The organism is Methylobacillus draconifructus (assembly GCF_045984385.1).
In the GTDB taxonomy this organism is placed as follows: domain Bacteria; phylum Pseudomonadota; class Gammaproteobacteria; order Burkholderiales; family Methylophilaceae; genus Methylobacillus; species Methylobacillus flagellatus_A.
In genome coordinates, this window is the sequence record NZ_JBJQIJ010000003.1 from 296646 (window position 1) to 315374 (window position 18729).

Sequence of the window (18729 nt, forward strand, 5' to 3'; positions counted from 1 at the left end):
GATGATATGTATGCTTGCAAGCAGTCTTGCGCATGCCGGCACGAACCCGGCCGAGGGTTGCCTCCGTGCATTGGATGAAGACGATGCCGATGCAGCCTTGGCTCAGGCAGGGCAGGGCCTGGCAAAACAACAGGGGCAGCTCGACCTCTTGCTGTGCAAAGGCAGGGCGGAATTGGCCCTGGGGCGCGGCCAAGATGCCGCCAAGAGCTTCACTGCCGCCGAGGCGCAGGCAACCACGGCGCATGAGCGCTTGGTGACCTATTTACTCAAGGGCAACGCCTACAATGCATTGGAGCAGTACGCACAAGCGCAATCCAGTTATGAAGCGGCGCTGGCGCTCGCCACACAGGAAAAAAACCAGAAGTTCCAGGCCATCTCACACTTGCTGGCAGGCGAGGCCCTGGTGCAGCAGGCATCGTTGCCGCAAGCGCAACAACATTATGAAGCAGCCCTCCAGCTTGCTGCCAATAACAACGAGCGTGCCGATGCCAACGAGCATCTTGCCCAGCTCAAAGCCAAGCAGGGGCTTTATGACGATGCCATCGCATACCAGGTCAAGGCCCTGGTCATGCAGGCGAGCGACGGTAGTTTCGATGCCTATGCGAATGCCGGGCTGGAGCTCGGCTCGCTTTACATCAATGCCAAGGATTTCAACAATGCCGAGAAAAACCTCAACAGGATCATAGGCAAGGCAAAAGAAGCCGGCGACGGCTACTGGGCAGCCAAGGGCTATTATTACCTGGGACTGAATTTCATCGCTGCCGGGCAGGCCGGCAAGGCGAAGGAGGCGTTGGAGCAGGCGCTCGAAATCGGCGAGGCCATAGGCGCAGAAAAGTTGACGGCGGAAGTGAACTTGCAATTGCAAAACTTATCACAGCGTTAATGCCAGCTCCGCCTGTCCCAGGCCCATGCAATGGCGCATCCGCTTGAAAGGTCGCCCATGTTGATAGGCAAGCCATCCGATATCGTAGCTTCCGAGATTACCCCCGCCCGCCTGTTCAGACAGAGGCGCGAACTCATCAAGGCCGCGGGCCTAGGCGCCATGATGGCATTGGGCGGCTGGAGCAGTCTCGGTTTTGCAGTACAGGAAAAGGGTCAAGGACGCCGACCTGCCATCAAGAGCTACAAGAAAACCGCCTACGGACAGGAAGAAAAGCTGACTTCCTACCGGGACATCACCACATACAATAATTTTTACGAATTCGGCACCAGCAAGGAGCAGCCGGCAGAAAACGCCGGCCAGCTCAAGACTTCGCCCTGGACTATTTCAATCGAGGGAGAAATCCTCAAGCCGCGCAAATTGGGAATAGAGGAACTCATGAAGCTTGCTCCCCTGGAAGAGCGTATCTACCGCATGCGTTGCGTGGAGGGCTGGTCGATGGTAATCCCTTGGGTGGGCATACCGCTTGCGCGCTTGGTCAGCCTGGCTCAGCCTACCGCTAATGCAAAATTCATCGAATTCATTTCTCTGGCCGATGAGGCCGTCATGCCCGGCGTACGCGCGCCCATCCTGGATTGGCCTTACCTTGAAGCCCTGCGACTGGACGAGGCCATGCATGAGCTTGCCATTCTCGCCGTCGGGTTGTACGGAGAAGTGCTTCCCGCTCAAAACGGGGCCCCGGTCCGCCTGGTTGTCCCGTGGAAATACGGTTTCAAGGGAGGCAAGTCCATCGTGCGCATCAGGTTCGTGGAAAAGATGCCGCAAACCACCTGGATGCGCGCAGCGCCAAGGGAATACGGCTTCTATGCCAACGTGAATCCCAGTGTCGACCATCCGCGTTGGTCGCAGGCCAATGAGCGCCGTATCGGCAGCAGCCTGTTAACGAAACGGATACCGACGCTGATGTTCAACGGCTATGCCGAACAGGTTGCCCATCTGTACAGCGGTATGGATCTGCGCAAGCATTTCTAGGCATGGTTCCTGTTTAAGCATGGCTCTTGGCAAAACCGCCGTCGCTTGGATCAAGCGCAGCATATTCATCTTGGCATTGCTGCCTCTGGCGAGGTTGTTATGGCTGGGATTCACGGACCGGCTGGGCGCAAACCCGGTTGAGTTCATCGAACACTCCACGGGAACATGGGCCTTGGTCGGCCTATTGCTCAGCCTTGCGGTCACTCCGTTGCGCCTGTTGTCGGGCTGGGGATGGCTGCTCTCCTTGCGCCGCATGCTTGGGTTGTTCATGTTCTTCTACGCCTGCCTGCATTTCATGGCTTATCTGTGGCTGGACCATTGGTTCGACTGGCCAGAGATAGCCAAGGACGTTCTCAAGCATCCCTATGTGCTGGTTGGTTTCCTTGCCTTGATATTGAGTGTTCCGCTTGCCGCGACATCCAACGACGCCATGATGCGCAAGCTGGGAAAACGCTGGAAAACATTGCATGCCCTCAGTTACCCGGTTGCCGTCCTGGCGGTATTGCATTACCTCTGGCTGGTCAAGCAGGATATTTCCCAACCCGTGACGTATGCGTTGATTTTGCTGGGCCTGTTATCAATTCGGATAGCTTATAGGCTGAGGAATAAATTTAAATTAATTAATAATCAATCAACTAGATAATTATCCTATCGTCCAATGTTAAGTGAAAAGGGTTATTTGTTTGCGGCCAATCCGCATTTACGAGAAAATACCCGACCTATCCTGGACGGCCGGGCATTACCGCTCTGGTTCAAAAGGCCTTGCTCATAGAAAACCTGTTCAAGGCCTTTTTATAAGTACGCATGGCTCTAGGACGCGTCCGGTCAAGGCGTAGTCCGCAGGTATGCTCATTGCCTTGCCAAGGACTGCAACACAGAGCGGATGCGTGTTGGAGCCATGCCCTTCGGGTTGTCTCGGTAGCGCAGCCGCTGTGGCGTTGCAAATCCTCGCCGTGCAATGAGCACGTTGACAATCCGCATACGCGTGGTTTGCGCCTTGCTTGGCTGCCTTGACAGGTCAACGTATCTCATAAAAAGGCCTTTAACAGGTTCTAGGGTCATTAATAAATAAACAAGGAGTGTGCTTATGCAACAGCAGATTGATATTTTTCTCACATCACTCAATGAATTCTGGAGTCAGGTAGCCTATTTCTTTCCCAAGCTGCTGGCGGTGATCGTCATCCTGGCCTTCGGCTGGGTTTGTGCCAAGGTGGCATGCCTGGGCGTCAAGCGCATCCTCGAGCTGGCCCAATTCGACAAGTTTGCCGATCGCTCCGGCCTGGAAGCGTTTCTCAAGCATGGCGATTTCGACCTGACCCTGAGCGGCGTCATCAGCCAGGTGATCTATTGGCTTGTGATCCTGTTGTTCGTCATCACTGGAGCCAATACGCTCGGACTCACCGAAGTCGCCCACATGCTGAACAACTTGGCAAACTACCTGCCCAAGATCATTGTCGCCATCCTGGTATTGATTTTCGGTACCTTGCTGGCACGGTTCGTCAACCGCCTGGTATTCGCATGGTTGCATGGCATGAAATATGACGGCGCGCTCAAGATCAGCACCACCGTCGAGTATGGCATCCAGATATTCGCCTTGTTCGTTGCCCTGGAACAACTTGATATCGGTACACAGTTATTGACTGCATTGTTTGTGATCGTATTCGGCGCTATCTTCCTTGCGCTTGCCATCGCGTTCGGCCTGGGAGGGAAGGACAGAGCCGCGCGCCTGATCGAGGAAATGCAATCCAAGCGTAAATAACGCACGCTTGCTTGTTGCAGCTTCTCAGGGCCGCTTTTGCGGCCCTGGGCGTTTCCGGCTGTAGGAAACTGCCTACATCATAATCAGCCATTACTTATCCGCTGGGCTGCATTGTTGTTTTAGCATGCAATGGCAGTCAGTTAGTTATTTTTGGGAGAATGATATGGCACTTGGTACGGTTAAGTGGTTTAACGATGCAAAAGGTTTCGGGTTTATTTCCCCGGACGAAGGCGGCGACGATTTGTTCGCGCATTTTTCCGAAATTCAGGCGAACGGATATAAGAGCCTGAAGGAAAATGACAGGGTGCAATTCGAAGTGACTCAGACAGCGAAAGGTAAGCAGGCTTCCAATATCCAAAAGGCCTGATATCCAGACATCTAAATAAGGGCCGGTCCAGATCGGCCCTTTGTTTTAATTGCTATATTCTCAAGCTCCATCCCATCCCGTGACATGCCCAAGCGGTCCTGCCACGCCCGATTGTCCCGCTTTTTTCCTGACATTATGTTTTATAGTCACCTATGCTAGAATCTCTAGCTAATATTCATGTCCAATTCTTACCCAGCAATGGATAAGATTGCAGCGAATGCTGGCGTAAAACTGGAGTTATGGTTTTGCAATTTTTTAATTTTCAATAAGTTGGCTCGCGCGACCGGTGTATTGTCGGCATGGTGCGCCAGGCCAAATAACTCGATTTAAGGAACACAGCAATGCAAGCAACCGTTGAGACCATCAGCAATCTTGAGCGCAGGATGACGGTTTCCGTACCAGTACAGCCGCTGGAATCAGAAGTAAATGAGCGTATCAACCGCTTGGCTCGTACTGCCAAGCTGCCGGGTTTCCGCCCGGGCAAGGTGCCATTGAATATTGTGCGTCAACAATACGGTGCGCAAGTGCGCAACGAAGTGCTTTCCGATGCGGTAGAGCGCAGCTTCAACGATGCTGTCGAGCAAAACAAGCTACGGGTGGCCGGATACCCCAACATCGAGCACAAGCCTTATGCCGAGGCAGATCAACAGATCGAGTACATCGCGACTTTTGAAGTTTTCCCCGAAGTGAAGATAGGCGACCTCTCCAAGGTGAAGATCGAGCGTCCTGCGCTCGAAGTGGGCGAAGCCGAAGTCAAGAAAACCATAGACGTATTGCTGCGCCAGCGCGCCACATTCGAGCCAGTCAAGCGCGCCTCCAAAAAAGGCGACAAGATCAACATCAGCCTGATCGCCTCTATTGACGGCCAGGAAGTAGAGCGTACCGATGAGAACGGCCTCGACCTGGTCATCGGCGAGGGCGGACGATTCCCTGCATTCGAGAGCGAACTGTCCGGCAACAAGGCAGGCAGCAACAAGGTGTTCGAGATTGCCTATCCGGAAGACCATAGGCCCGAGCAACTCGCAGGCAAAACCGTCAGTTACGATGTCACCTTCAATTCGGTCGAGCAGGCGAAATTGCCTGAATTTGATGCCGACTTCGCCCGCAGCCTGGGTGTGGAAGATGGCGACGTGGAAAAGATGCGCGAGGAAATCACCGCCAGCCTGAAGCAGGAAGTGGAAAAGCGCGTGCGCGCCAAGCTCAAGGAACAAGCATTTCAGGCCCTGCTGGAGAGCACTGCGCTGGAAGTACCCAAGGCATTCGTCAATGCGGAAATCGGCCGCTTGATCCAGAGCACGCAAAACAACCTCAAGCAGCGCGGCGTCGACCTGGCCAACGTCAACCTCGAGCCTGCATTGTTTGAAGAGCAAGCCAAGCGCAATGCAAGCCTGCGCCTCATCCTTTCCGAGCTGGTCAACAGAGAGAACCTGCAGGCGAATGCCGACCAGGTCCGCAACATGGTCAATGTCTTCGCGCAAAGCTTCGAGCGTCCTGACGACGTAGTGACCTGGTACTACGCCGATACCAAGCGCCTGGACGAACCCGCAGCGCTGGCCACTGAAGACAATGTGGTGGAATGGGTGTTGAAGTCCGCCAAAGTCACAGACAAGAAAGTCAAGTTCGACGACCTGATGGGAAATAGCTAATGATTCATTATCCTGCAACTGCGCAGAGCCAGTTTGAGGCACAAGGCCTGGGGTATATCCCCATGGTCATCGAGCAGAGCGGCCGCGGCGAGCGCTCCTATGACATTTATTCCCGCCTGCTCAAGGAGCGCATCATTTTCCTGGTTGGCCCGGTCAATGATGCCACCGCCAATCTGGTGGTCGCCCAGCTTTTGTTCCTGGAAGCGGAAAACCCGGACAAGGATATCTACTTCTATATCAATTCCCCAGGCGGCTCGGTAACGGCAGGCATGGGAATTTATGACACCATGCAGTTCATCAAGCCGGATGTCAGCACCTTGTGCGTAGGCCAGGCGGCCAGCATGGGCGCCTTGTTGTTGGCGGCAGGTGCGCAGGGCAAGCGCTTTTGCCTGCCCAATTCGCGCGTCATGATTCACCAGCCGCTGGGCGGCTTCCAGGGCCAGGCGTCCGATATCGAGATCCATGCCAAGGAAATCCTGTTCCTGCGCGAGAAGCTCAACTATATCCTGGCCAGCCACACGGGCCAGCCTGTCGAGAAAATCGCCCAGGATACCGACCGCGACAATTTCATGAGCGCCGAGCAATCGGTGGCGTACGGCTTGGTGGATAAATTGATTGCCAGCCGGGCAGATGCTGCATAACATAGTAGGCAAACTTTAGTTTATTTTTAGGATAGTTTGATGACGACAAAAGCCGAGGGCGAAAAGTTACTTTATTGCTCGTTTTGCGGCAAAAGCCAGCACGAAGTGCGCAAGCTGATCGCCGGCCCGTCCGTTTTTATCTGCGATGAGTGCGTTGACTTGTGCAACGATATCATTCGTGAAGAAATTCAGGATGAAGACGGCCTCAAGCCGAAGAGCGGCAAATTGCCTACCCCCAAGGAAATTTGCGCCATTCTCGACCAGTACGTGATTGGGCAGACGCAGGCCAAGAAAAACCTGTCGGTGGCAGTCTACAATCACTACAAGCGCCTGGAGCAGGGCGGCCAGAAGGATGACGTCGAGATCGCCAAGAGCAATATCCTGGTGATCGGGCCCACGGGTTCGGGCAAGACCTTGCTGGCGCAAACCCTGGCGCGTTTGCTGGATGTGCCTTTCGTCATGGCCGATGCCACTACGCTGACTGAGGCCGGCTATGTCGGCGAAGATGTCGAGAACATCATGCAGAAGCTGCTGCAGAAGTGCGATTACGACGTAGAGAAAGCACAGCGCGGCATCGTATACATTGATGAAATCGACAAAATCTCGCGCAAGTCCGACAATCCGTCCATTACCCGCGACGTATCGGGCGAGGGCGTGCAGCAGGCCTTGCTCAAGCTGATCGAGGGCACGGTGGCCTCGGTGCCGCCGCAGGGTGGCCGCAAGCATCCAAACCAGGAGTTCGTCCAGCTCGACACCACCAACATCCTGTTTATCTGCGGCGGGGCATTCGACGGCCTGGACAAGGTCATCCGCCGCCGTTCCGAGAAGGGCGGCATCGGCTTCGGTGCGGAAGTGAAGAGCAAGGAAGATGCGCGCGCGATCGGCGAGGTATTGAGGGATGTCGAGCCCGAGGACCTGATCAAGTTTGGCCTGATTCCGGAATTCGTGGGCCGTCTGCCTGCCGTCGCCACGCTGGAGTCCCTGGACGAGGCCGCCTTGGTCACGATCCTGGTCGAACCCAAGAACGCGTTGACCAAGCAATACACCAAGCTCTTCAAGATGGAAGGCGTCGATCTCGAGTTCCGGGAAGCAGCGCTCCACCTGATCGCGAAGAAAGCGCTGGAACGCAAGACGGGTGCTCGTGGTCTACGTTCTATCATGGAGCATGCCTTGCTGGAAATCATGTACGATCTGCCCTCCATTCCCAACCTGCGCAAGGTAGTCGTGGACGAAGGCGTGATCAAGGGTGATTCCCCGCCTATCCTGATTTATGCAGACGAGCCCAGGCTCGAGACTGCAAGTTAAACTCGGATCAAAAGGCTGCTCTGCAGCCTTTTTTATGTGAAAATCCAAGCACGGGCACTTGAAGTGACGGTGCTTGTCCCCATTGATGTATAAAGCGGTCGGCATGTTGCCTTGCTGCTGACAACATTGAAAGTTTCCTCATGACAGAACAAACATTACCGGTTTTCTCCCCAGAATCTGGCTTGCTACCATTGTTGCCGCTGCGCGATGTGGTGGTATACCCGCATCTTGTCATCCCATTGTTTGTTGGCCGCGAAAAATCGGTAAAGGCATTGGAGCTTGCCTCGGAGCAAGACAAGCAAATTCTGTTGGTGGCACAGAAGTCCCCTAACAAGGACGAGCCTGATGCCGAGGATCTTTACGAGGTCGGCACGGTAGCGACAGTGTTGCAGATGCTCAAGTTGCCTGATGGCACAGTGAAAGTGCTGGTCGAGGGCCTGCACAGGGTAAAGGTGCTGGAATTCGTCGAAACCCAGGAATGCTTTGCCGCCCGCACGGAGAAAATCGAAAGCCCGGCAGGCGACGACAGCCAGACGCAGGCCCTGATGCGCACCGTGTTCACGCAGTTTGACCAGTACGTCAAGCTGAACAAGAAGATTCCGCCTGAAATCCTGACCTCGCTTGCCACCATCGACGATGCAGGCCGCCTGGCCGATACCATTACCGCGCACCTGACACTGAAGCTCGAGGAAAAGCAGAAGATACTGGAAATGTTCAGCGTGTCCGAGCGCCTCGAGCATTTGCTGAGCCTGCTTGAATCCGAAATCGACATCCTGCAGGTGGAAAAGCGCATCCGCGGCCGCGTGAAGCGCCAGATGGAGAAAAGCCAGCGCGAGTACTACCTGAATGAGCAGGTGAAGGCCATCCAGAAGGAGCTGGGCGAGCAGGACGAGAATGCCGACATCGAAGAGCTGGAAAAGCGCATCGCCGATGCCCGCATGCCCAAGGATGCATTGACCAAGGCCAATTCCGAGCTCAAGAAGCTCAAGATGATGTCGCCCATGTCGGCCGAAGCGACCGTGGTGCGCAACTACATCGAAACCCTGGTCGGCCTGCCATGGAAGAAGAAGACCAAGATCAGCCGCGATCTCGGCATTGCCGAGGATATCCTGGACGCAGACCACTACGGCCTGGAAAAGGTCAAGGAGCGCATTGTCGAGTACCTTGCCGTGCAACAGCGCGTGGACAAGCTGAAGGCGCCTATCTTGTGCCTGGTCGGGCCTCCCGGCGTGGGCAAGACCTCCCTGGGCCAAAGCATTGCCAAGGCCGTGAACCGCAAGTTCGTGCGGGTAGCGCTGGGCGGCGTGCGCGACGAGTCCGAAATCCGCGGCCACCGCCGTACTTATATCGGCTCCATGCCCGGCAAGATCCTGCAAAGCATGACCAAGGTCGGCGTCAAGAACCCGCTGTTCCTGCTCGACGAAGTCGACAAGATGGGCCAGGATTTCCGCGGCGATCCGTCTTCCGCGCTGCTGGAAGTGCTGGACCCGGAACAGAACCATACTTTCGTCGACCATTACGTCGAGGTGGAATACGACCTGTCGGACGTCATGTTCGTCGCGACGGCAAACTCCCTGAACATCCCGGGTCCGTTGCTTGACCGTATGGAAGTCATCCGCGTGGCTGGTTACACCGAGGATGAGAAGGTCAATATCGCCATGCGCTACCTATTGCCCAAGCAATTGAAGACGCACGGCCTTGAGGAAAGCGAAATCAGCATCTCCGAAGCGACGATTCGCGATGTCGTCAGGTTCTACACCCGCGAAGCCGGGGTGCGTAGCCTCGACCGCGAGATATCCAAGATTTGCCGCAAGGTGGTCAAGGAAATCCTGACTTCCAAGCCGAAGGCTGGCACAACCGCCCGCAAGGTGACCGTCACGCCGAAGAACCTGGAAAAATACCTGGGCGTGCAACGCTTCGACTATGGCGTGGCTGCGAAGGAAAACCAGGTCGGACAGGTGACAGGCCTGGCCTGGACCGAGGTAGGAGGGGAGTTGCTGACGATCGAATCCGTCCTGCTTCCAGGCAAAGGCAAGGTGATTACCACCGGCAAGCTGGGCGAGGTCATGCAGGAGTCCATCCAGGCGGCGATGAGCGTTGTGCGTAGTCGGGCCAAGCGTTTGGGCTTCCCTGAGGATTTTCATGAGAAGAACGACATCCACATCCACTTGCCGGAAGGTGCCACGCCCAAAGATGGCCCGAGCGCCGGTATCGCGATTTCGACAGCGCTCGTATCGGTATTGAGCAACATACCGGTGCGCTCCGATGTGGCGATGACGGGGGAAATCACGTTGCGCGGCGAGGTGTTGCCGATTGGCGGCTTGAAGGAAAAGCTGTTGGCTGCACACCGCGGCGGCATCAAGACCGTGCTGATCCCGGAGCAGAACGTCAAGGACTTGAGCGATATCCCCGCCAACATCAAGAACCACCTTGATATTCACCCCGTGAAATGGATCGACGAGGTGCTGCAACTGGCGCTTGAGCGTATGCCAGAATCGGCGGATGCCGAGGTAGCAGTGGCAGACGTCAACCCCAAGGGCAAAACCAGCAAGCCGTCACCTGTGACCAAACATTAAGGCTGAGTGTTGTTGGGAGCCTGTGCATAGCTCCAACACGTGTCCTATCAACGCGCAGTCCGCAGGTAATGCAAATTGCCTTGCTGGACTGCAATGTTGAGCGGGGCTGTGTTGGAGCTATTTCTTTGGGATTGCCCGGATACATAGCTGCGGCTGCGTTGCTACTCCTCGTCGGGCGGTGAAGACTGCAGCGGTTCGCGCCTTCTCAACTACTCTGCCGGGACAGCGTATCCTATGAAAAAAGATTGTAAACAGGCCCTTAGCGCCGGAAAGGCTTGACACAGCCTTTTTCCGCTTGATATAAAGCAGGGCACAGGGTCTTTTCGCACCTGTTCTTAAACAATGTCGAAAGGGGATTTACATGGCAAACAAGTCTGAACTGATTGAGCAAATCGCTAAATCTGCTGGTCTATCCAAAGCTGCTGCTGGTCGTGCTTTAGATGCTACAACTGCTGCAATTACCAAGTCTTTGAAAAAGGGGGAGCTTGTTACCCTGATCGGCTTCGGTACCTTTTATGTTGGTAAACGTGCTGCACGCAATGGTCGTAATCCCCGTACTGGCGCCACAATCAAGATCAAGGCTGCCAATTCTCCCAAATTTAGGGCTGGCAAAGCGCTCAAAGATGCTGTAAACTAGCGGTCTTCGTTGGTTGAGACGGGTGCTTAGCTCAGTTGGTAGAGCGTCGCCCTTACAAGGCGAATGTCGGCGGTTCGACCCCGTCAGCACCCACCATCAATCATCGTAAAAGTCGTTGGTTTTGGAGAAAGCAACGCGAAGTCAAGGAGCGGTAGTTCAGTTGGTTAGAATACCGGCCTGTCACGCCGGGGGTCGCGGGTTCGAGCCCCGTCCGCTCCGCCAAGAAAAAAGCGAACCGCATGGTTCGCTTTTTTTGTTTCCAGCACCGGCTTTTCCCGGCTAGCCAAATCTTCCTTCCAATCCCTCATTGCCTTACTGGGCATGTCGTGCGTCCGGCATGTGTGGTATATTCAAGAGTTAGGTTTACAAGTCAGTCTTGGTTCAGGCTGATCATTTCAAAAGATTGAAAACAAAGAAGGCATATTGTTATGTTGGAAGCAATTCGTGATCGTTCCAAAGGGTGGCTGGCCAAAGCCATCCTAGCTGCCATTACCATCCCGTTTGCATTGGTCGGTGTCGATAGTTATCTGCGCGATGCCGGTTCAAGCGTCGCTGTGGCCAAGGTGGGAGGGGAGTCCATTACCGCACAGGAATACAGCAATGCCTTGCAAAACCTGCGTAACCGCCTGCAAAGCGAGGGCAAGGTCGACCAGTCCGTGATCGACGGCCCTGAGCTGAAGCAAGCCGTGATCGACCACCTCGTCGAAGGCAAGCTGCTGAGCAATGAGATCAAGCGGGCCAAGTTTGTCGTCAGCGATGATCAGCTTTCCAACTACATTACGCGTGAAGAGTCGTTCCACCAGGACGGCAAATTCTCCCAAGAGCTATACGACCAGTTCCTGGCGGAACGCCGCCGCACCCCTTCGCAGTTTGAAAACGAAGTGCGTGGCGACCTGCTGACGATGCAGGCGCGTGAAGGCCTTTCCGCCCTGGCTTTCGTGCCCAACGGCGTTGCCAACAATGCGATCAAGATCGAGCACCAGTCGCGGGAAGTCAGCATTGCCGAATTCAAGACCGCGGACTACATTTCCCAGGTCAAGGTGACAGAAGAGGAAATCAATGCCTATTACAAGGAGCACCAGGACAAGTTCAAGGTACCCGAGCAGGTCAAGCTTGAGTTCGTTCTGTTGTCCGCGAATGCATTGATTCCTAGCCAACAGGTGACAGAAGAGGAGGCCCGGGAATATTACGCCCAGAATGCGGCACAGTTCCAGGGCGACGAACAGCGTCGCGCCAGCCATATCCTCATCGGCTTTGGCGTTAGCCCCACTCCGGAGGCAAAGCAGAAGGCCAAAGAAAAGGCACAGGAAGTGCTGGCCCTGGTGAAAAAAGACCCCGAACAGTTCGAGCAACTGGCCCACCAATACTCGCAAGACCCGGGCTCCAAGGACAAGGGAGGCGACCTCGGCTTGTTCGGCCCTGGCGCCATGGTCAAGCCTTTCGAGGATGCGGTGTTCTCGATGAAGCCGGGCACCATCAGCGATCTGGTCGAAACCGATTTTGGCTACCATATCATCAAGCTGACCGAAATCCACGGCAGCGGCCAGTCGTTTGAGAACGCGCAAGGCCAGATCCGCGCTGAGCTGATGTACCAGAAAGCCTTGGCCAAGTTCTCCGAGCAAGCCGAGAACTTCAGCAATATGGTATACGAGCAGGCGGACAGCCTGGAGCCTGTTGCCAAGGAGTTCGGCTTGCAGGTCCAGACCAGCGGCTGGCTGAGCCGCGATGACGGCGCAAAGTTCTTCAAGAACGACAAGTTGATGAACTTCGTGTTCAGTGACGAAGTATTGAAGGACAAGCGCAATACCGAAGCGGTCGAGATTTCACCCAATAACCTGATTTCAGCCAGGGTCGCAGAGTATAAGCCTGCCGCCGCCCGTTCTTTTGAGGAAGTGAAGGCTGGTATCGAAGACTTCCTGAAGCAAGAGAAAGCGGCCAAGCTGGCTCGTGAAAAAGGTGAAGCTGCGCTTGCCGATTTGCGTGCAGGCAAGGCCGCTGCCCTCAACTGGACAGAGCCGGTGACCGTGGATCGCCGCAATCCGCAAAGCCTGACCGATTTATCGGTATCCACCGCGTTCAAGGCGGATACTGCCAAGCTGCCAGCCTATAACGGCGTGGCAGACCGCAACGGCTACCTCCTAACCAAGGTTACCTCTGTCAAGTTTGCAGTGGATAGCGATGAAGAGCAGCGTGCTGCGAAGGCGCAGTTGCAGGCGGCACTAGCTGCAGAGTATAGGCATGCCTATATCAGCTCCTTGAAACAAAAGAGCAAGGTCACGGTGAACAGCCAGTTGCTTAATTCCGATCAAGTCAACCCTTGATCCGGACTGGAAATGAAAAAAGCCCCGTTAGGGGCTTTTTTCATGATATCAAACGAACCGTCAGATACGGCCTGTCAGCAGCAAGATAATCAAGATCAGGACAATCAGCCCCAAACCGCCGCTAGGGCCATAGCCCCATCCCTTGCTGTAACCCCAACTGGGCAGTGCCCCGATAAGCAGAAGAACCAAAATAACCAACAAAATGGTAGAAACAGGCATATATTCTCCTCCGGTTGATTTAATACATTATTGAGGACGGTCTGCGACCGCGTTCTGCCGGGCTGGATGCCAGCAGAGTGTCATGAATGTAACAGCGGTACGGTTGAGGGCATTATCCGGCTGCCGCCTAAACCGCTGTCGGCGGTATCTGACACTATTCGCGCGAAAATAAGCGGCCACTGTTGGCACGGGGCGGCCGCTTGTCAGTTTAGTTGTTTTCTTTCAGGAAGAACCCCTCGGGGGGCGGCGCGATCTTCTCGCCCTGTCCATCTTCATCTTCGTCGATGATTTCAGGCTGGACATCAGGTTCGTCAGGCTCCACCGGAGTATAAGGCTTCTCAGGGTCGGGCTTGATGGGCTTGCCGTTGTCATGCGGGTTGGAAGCCTCTTTCAACGACTTGATCGCTTCTTCCTCATTGCCTTTGTCCTCGGAGTTTTGCAGCTTGTTACCGGCATGGTGGTGCGCATCCTCTACGGCATTCATCAGAGTTTGGTGATGGAAACGGCTTTTCATCAGATCGCCCCTATTTCATGATTGTGATGGATTCACTATAGGCCAGGCGGCGTCCTGCGCAACATCAGCCAAGCACGCATACTGTTGTAAGAAACTGATACAACTGGATTATTCAGGCATCAGGTCGACAACGAGCGCCGCCCAGGACAGCCTGGAAAACAGGTCACGGACGACAATTTGCCCGGCATAGATGTGGTACGAAAGCCCGGAAACGATGTTGTAGGCTTCTGTGTTGAGTTTTGCAGGAAGATGGACAATGGTGTCTTGCCAAACTTCTGCGGGAATGGCCAATTGTTGCCGCTCTTTCATGAGGGGGGGCGTCAGCCTCGGTACCACCACGATCAGCGACTTGTGGTCATCAGTCCGCATGAAGGCCAGGATATGGGCGGCACGCGAGCCGCTCACCTCCAATGGCCGGTAATCGCTGCAGTTGAACAGCGCGGCATGCTGCTTGCGGAATTGCAACAACTGTTGAATGGTGTGCTGTTTGATGCCGCCATTCCGCCAATTGGCGATTTTCTCGTCCAAATCCGTCTGTGCCAAGAGCTGTTCCCTGGGCTCATATTCCACCGCAGAGCGGTTGTCCGGATCCAGTAGGCTGAAGTCCCAGAGGTCCGTTCCCTGGTAAAGGTCTGGGATGCCTGGTGTGGTCAGGCGCAATACTGTTTGGGACAAGCTGTTGGCGGCGCCGGCCGCGGAGATTTCCTGTACGAAAGAATACACGGACTGGAGGAAGGGCAGGCTTTGTTCGGGGTCGAGGATATTGAACAGCAAGTTGCTGCATGCATTCTCATATTCCTCGTTCGCCTGCATCCAGCCCGAAAGGCGTTTGGCTTCGCGTATGCTCTTGATCAGCCATTGGTTGAGGCGCTCGGCATATGCTTTCAGCCCTTCGTGGTCATCGATCTGCAGATAGTATGGCCAGGCCCCGGCGAGAATCTGGTACAGCATGATTTCATGCTGGGGACGAGGCGCACTGTAACTGACAGCGAGGTTTTCCTCAGGAAAGATATTCTGGTGGAAGCGCGCGTTCAGGACGAGCCATTCCTGTAGCAGCGATTCCCACCGCTGCGGCACCTGGCTCACGGCGGCAATGCGCATGCGCGTATCCTCGCCACGCTTGTGGTCATGCGTGGCCGTAGCCAGCATGGTGGCCGGGAAGCGCTTGTGGCGCTGGATGCAGGCTTGGTGGAAATCTTCGGTGGAAAGCGAGAACATATCCGGATTGCTGCCGACCTCATTACGGGACAATAAGCGCCCGAATCGGTAGAACGCGGTATCCTCCATGGATTTCGCACATAACGCAGGCATGAGCTGCTGAAAACGGGTAATGGCGCGTTGCGAGAGGTCTGAAAGCGGACTGCCAGGATCGGCAATGACCAGTTCCGCGCTTAGCCAGCCCAGCACGATGTCCACCAAGGCCTTATCCACCTGGCCAAGAGTGCGGCGCGCCTGTTGGGCCGTTTGCTCGAACAGCTCTCGGTCTATCTGGTCCGGGCCGTTGTTGCCCACGTAGCTGCGGTAGGCGGGGAAGTGCGCCAGGATTTCCGTGAGCACCCGCTTGATGGCTGCGAGGGAGTAATCCCTCGTGCGGATCTCGGCACGCGCAATACGGTGTATGGCAGCGGCTGTGCCATTGAATTCACCGACCAGGTTTTCCGATAACAGTTGATAGCGGGCGCTGCGCACATGGCGGGCAAAGTCGTATTGGTCGCCGGTATATTTCTGCCAGCAGTCAGTCAGCGGCTTCGCTCCGCGCGGATCATGCAGGACGGCGCTGACCTGGTCCATGAATTCGTAGCCGGTCGTGCCGTCAAGGCGCCAGTCGCTGCGCAGCCACTCCCCTGGCGCGAGGATCTTTTCGGCGATGATGTAGGGCGGTTGCTGCAAGTGCTTAGGCCTATGCTTGGTCAAGCGCTGCAGGCGCTGCCGTAACTTGTTGCAATACTCCTGGGGGTGGGCCAGGCCGTCTATGTGGTCAAGCCGCACGCCATCCACCAGCCCTTCGCGATACAGGCTGAACAGGAGCGAGTGCGTGGCCTCGAACACCTCGTCCAGCTCGACCCGGACGCCGGCCAGCTCGCTGATTTCAAAGAACCTGCGCCAATTGATCTCGTCCGCTGCATTGACCCACCACGTGAGGCGGTAGTGCTGCCGCTCCAGCAATGCATGGAGCTGCAGGCGGTGCTCGCTGTCGGCTTGGTTATAGTAGGCCAAGGCCGAATCGAGCGCGGCGTTGCCCGGCGGCGTGGTGGCCAACGCCTGCAGCATTTGCCTGGCTTGTTCCACCTTTTTCTCCAGCGCATGGTAGGGCTGCTGCCGGTCTAGCGCCTCCAAGTGGCTTATCAATGGCCGCAACAGTTTACTGTCGGCCTGGCGCAGGATGGCCGTATAGTCGAACAGAGAAACCGGAAACTGGTTGTCGAAATAGGCCACCACGATTTGTCCTGTGTCCGGAACATAGGCCAGCCGCAGCTCACCCTTATTGAGCACATCGCCATAAGGGTCTCCAAGAAAGGGGGCCAGCACCTTGTTATGCAGCGCCGGGTCGTTGGAATGCCAGTCGATGTCGAACCACGAAGCGTAAGGGCTGGCCTGGCCCCATTCGAACACATGCTGCCACCATGGGTTTTCCGCTCCGCCCACCCCCATGTGGTTGGGCACGATATCCATGATCAGGCCCATGCCAGCACTGCGCAAACCCTCGACCAAGCGCCTGAATCCTGGTTCGCCTCCCAGCTTGGCATCGATCTGGGTCGGGTCGACAATATCGTAACCATGGGTGGAACTGCTGCGGGCCGTCAAGAGAGGGGACGCGTAAATATGGCTGACGCCCAGCTTGGTAAAGTAGGGGATGCGCGCCAATGCGTCCTCGAACGTGAAGCCCTGGTGGAACTGCAGGCGGATGGTGGCGGTGATGTCTGTTCTAGGCATGGCCTGGATGCTCCAGGCAGGCGAAGATGCTGTAGGCAGGCATTTCCCCAGCCTTCAGGGCGGCGTGCGCATTGCCGTGGTCCAGCAATACCTGCGCCGGTCCGGATACCAGCTGGTCGAGGTGCTGGGCGGCAGGGTCCGCGCCCAGGTTGGCGGCGATGGTCAGCATGTCGCCATTTTCCAGCTGCCATTGGGCATGGACGGCATAAGGCCCGAAAGCGGCATATCGCAGCGCGCGACACAAGCGCAAGTGCGGCAACAGGTACTGGTGGCGTAGTTGCAACAAATGCGTGATCCATTCGCGCCATGCGGTTTGCGCCTGGGTCTGGCCATCCCGGGGAATGGATTGCTCGAAGCTGGATTCCGCATTGGGATCGGGAATGCGGTCTGCAAGCGAGGTGTCCTGGAACTGGGGGAAGGCGGCAAACTCGGCTCTGCGGCCTTCCCGTACCGCGTTGACCAGGTCGGGGTCGCCGTGGCTGGTAAAGTAGAGGAAGGGTTCCGTCGCGCCGAATTCCTCCCCCATGAACAGCAGCGGTACTTGTGGGCTCAATAGCAACAGGGCGGTGGCCACCTTGAGCGCCGGCTCAGGGGCCAGCGTGACCAGCCGCTCGCCGAAGGCGCGGTTGCCGATCTGGTCGTGGTTCTGCAGGAACATGACGAAACTGGATGGCAACATCCCGCTGCTGGGCTCGCCGCGCGGCGTATTGTGGCGATGCGCAGAGATTTCTCCCTGGTAGATGAAGCCTTCCCCCAGGCAGCGGGCCAGTTGCTCGATGGTGTTGTTCGCGTAGTCGGAGTAATAACCGCCGGTTTCGCCGGTCAGCAATACATGCAGGGCATGGTGGCCGTCGTCGTTCCATTGGGCGTCATAGCCGTTCTGCAGCAGCGTGACCGAGTTGTGGTCGTTTTCGACGATCAAGTGGATAGGGCGCTTGCCATGGAACTCGGTGCGTATGCGTCCGGCAATATTCACCAGGAACGCCGGGTCCCAGATGGCATGGCAGGCATCGAAGCGCAAGCCGTCGAACTGGAACTCCTCCAGCCAGTAGAGCGCGTTCTCGCCATAGAACTCGATGACCTCCTGCTGGGCGAAATCGATGGCGTCCCCCCAGGGCGTCTGGTGCTCGTGGCAAAAGAACTGGGGAGCGTAATGGAACAGGTAGTTTCCCTCCGGGCCGAAATGGTTGTACACCACGTCGAGGTAAACACTCAAGCCCAGGCCGTGGGCATCATCCACCAAGGCCTTCAACTGGTCAGGCGAACCATAGCTGAACTGCGGAGCGAACTGCAATACGCCGTCATATCCCCAATTACGGCCGCCGGGAAAGCTGGCAATCGGCATCAGCTCGATCGCGGTGAACCCCATGGCAGCCAGCTGTGGCAATTCCGAGCGCAAGCCCTCGAATCCCCCCATGCAGCCAACGTGGGCTTCATACACGATCGACTCGTGCCATAACCTGCCTGCCCAGTCATCATGGCGCCAAACGTAGGATTGCGGGTCCACCACCAGGCTGTCGCCGTGCACGCTCTCGGCCTGGGCGCGCGACCAGGGGTCGGGCACGGCGAGCTCATGGCCTTGCTTGTTGAGGATGCGGTAGCGGTAGCGGCTGCCTGCATCCGCGGCAATTTCATTGCTGAACCAGCCTGCCTTGGAGTCGGCCGCCATTTCATGCTCTTGCTGCGCGCGCGGCTCGTCGTCCGCCTGCGGCCCAGATACAACGACCCAAACTTTTTCCGCATTCGGCGCCCATATCCTGAACATGACCTTTCCAGGCTGCACGATATGCGCACCGGCAGGCAGCGAGCGGCAATGCGTGTTTCCTCCCTGAGGGGCATGCGGCTTGGCGTCCTGCTTGTCATCAATGTGCAGTTGTAAGGTCATTGTCTCGTATCCT

15 protein-coding genes and 2 tRNA genes are annotated in these 18729 nt (G+C 56.2%); 13 read left to right on the plus strand and 4 right to left on the minus strand.

The window, feature by feature from the left end:
• The first annotated feature begins 10 nt into the window (after positions 1-10).
• From ACKF11_RS07685 to ACKF11_RS07745, 13 genes are all read left to right on the plus strand, one after another.
• Positions 11-883 (plus strand): tetratricopeptide repeat protein, encoded by an 873-nt coding sequence (locus tag ACKF11_RS07685; RefSeq protein WP_407996594.1) that lies wholly within the window; start codon positions 11-13, stop codon positions 881-883.
• Between the two features lie 57 nt (positions 884-940).
• The gene (msrP, locus tag ACKF11_RS07690; RefSeq protein ID WP_407996796.1) at positions 941-1912 is read left to right on the plus strand and encodes a protein-methionine-sulfoxide reductase catalytic subunit MsrP; all 972 of its coding nucleotides are present in this window, start codon (positions 941-943) and stop codon (positions 1910-1912) included.
• A gap of 19 nt (positions 1913-1931) precedes the next feature.
• Positions 1932-2555: a protein-methionine-sulfoxide reductase heme-binding subunit MsrQ gene (msrQ, locus tag ACKF11_RS07695; protein ID WP_407996595.1), complete on the plus strand. Its 624-nt coding sequence runs from the start codon at positions 1932-1934 to the stop codon at positions 2553-2555.
• A 444-nt stretch (positions 2556-2999) separates the two neighbouring features.
• Positions 3000-3671 carry a mechanosensitive ion channel family protein gene (locus tag ACKF11_RS07700; RefSeq protein ID WP_309565238.1) on the plus strand — a complete coding sequence of 224 codons (672 nt, stop codon included), beginning with the start codon at positions 3000-3002 and terminating at the stop codon, positions 3669-3671.
• Between the two features lie 163 nt (positions 3672-3834).
• Complete coding sequence (locus ACKF11_RS07705) at positions 3835-4038, plus strand: cold-shock protein (protein WP_309565239.1); 204 nt, start codon at positions 3835-3837, stop codon at positions 4036-4038.
• A 341-nt stretch (positions 4039-4379) separates the two neighbouring features.
• On the plus strand, positions 4380-5684 hold the full coding sequence (gene tig / locus ACKF11_RS07710; RefSeq protein ID WP_407994822.1) for a trigger factor: 1305 nt from the start codon (positions 4380-4382) through the stop codon (positions 5682-5684).
• Entirely contained in the window at positions 5684-6325 is a 642-nt protein-coding gene (gene clpP, locus ACKF11_RS07715) for an ATP-dependent Clp endopeptidase proteolytic subunit ClpP (protein WP_309565241.1), read from the plus strand. The genes tig and clpP overlap by 1 nt, the downstream gene beginning before the upstream one ends.
• Before the next feature lie 39 nt (positions 6326-6364).
• Positions 6365-7630, plus strand: a complete 1266-nt coding sequence (gene clpX, locus ACKF11_RS07720; protein WP_309565242.1) for an ATP-dependent Clp protease ATP-binding subunit ClpX — start codon at positions 6365-6367, stop codon at positions 7628-7630.
• A gap of 140 nt (positions 7631-7770) precedes the next feature.
• Positions 7771-10206, plus strand: a complete 2436-nt coding sequence (gene lon, locus ACKF11_RS07725; RefSeq protein ID WP_407996596.1) for an endopeptidase La — start codon at positions 7771-7773, stop codon at positions 10204-10206.
• 361 nt (positions 10207-10567) lie between these two features.
• Positions 10568-10843, plus strand: a complete 276-nt coding sequence (locus ACKF11_RS07730) for an HU family DNA-binding protein (protein ID WP_011479634.1) — start codon at positions 10568-10570, stop codon at positions 10841-10843.
• Between the two features lie 20 nt (positions 10844-10863).
• Positions 10864-10939: transfer RNA gene (locus ACKF11_RS07735), tRNA-Val, on the plus strand.
• Positions 10940-10988: 49 nt separating this feature from the next.
• Positions 10989-11065: transfer RNA gene (locus tag ACKF11_RS07740), tRNA-Asp, on the plus strand.
• 206 nt (positions 11066-11271) lie between these two features.
• The gene (locus ACKF11_RS07745) at positions 11272-13164 is read left to right on the plus strand and encodes a SurA N-terminal domain-containing protein (RefSeq protein ID WP_407996597.1); all 1893 of its coding nucleotides are present in this window, start codon (positions 11272-11274) and stop codon (positions 13162-13164) included.
• A 60-nt stretch (positions 13165-13224) separates the two neighbouring features.
• Here ACKF11_RS07745 and ACKF11_RS07750 read toward each other — a convergent pair whose 3' ends face one another.
• The 4 genes from ACKF11_RS07750 to treZ all read right to left on the minus strand — a co-directional run bounded on the left by ACKF11_RS07750 (position 13225) and on the right by treZ (position 18716).
• The gene (locus ACKF11_RS07750; RefSeq protein ID WP_309565245.1) at positions 13225-13383 is read right to left on the minus strand and encodes a DUF3309 family protein; all 159 of its coding nucleotides are present in this window, start codon (positions 13381-13383) and stop codon (positions 13225-13227) included.
• Positions 13384-13591: 208 nt separating this feature from the next.
• A complete protein-coding gene (locus ACKF11_RS07755) occupies positions 13592-13897 on the minus strand; it encodes a hypothetical protein (protein ID WP_407994824.1) in 306 nt (101 codons plus the stop codon).
• A 108-nt stretch (positions 13898-14005) separates the two neighbouring features.
• Positions 14006-16831 carry a malto-oligosyltrehalose synthase gene (treY, locus tag ACKF11_RS07760; RefSeq protein ID WP_407996598.1) on the minus strand — a complete coding sequence of 942 codons (2826 nt, stop codon included), beginning with the start codon at positions 16829-16831 and terminating at the stop codon, positions 14006-14008.
• Complete coding sequence (gene treZ, locus ACKF11_RS07765; RefSeq protein ID WP_407996599.1) at positions 16824-18716, minus strand: malto-oligosyltrehalose trehalohydrolase; 1893 nt, start codon at positions 18714-18716, stop codon at positions 16824-16826. The genes treY and treZ overlap by 8 nt, the downstream gene beginning before the upstream one ends.
• Between the last annotated feature and the right edge of the window lie 13 nt (positions 18717-18729).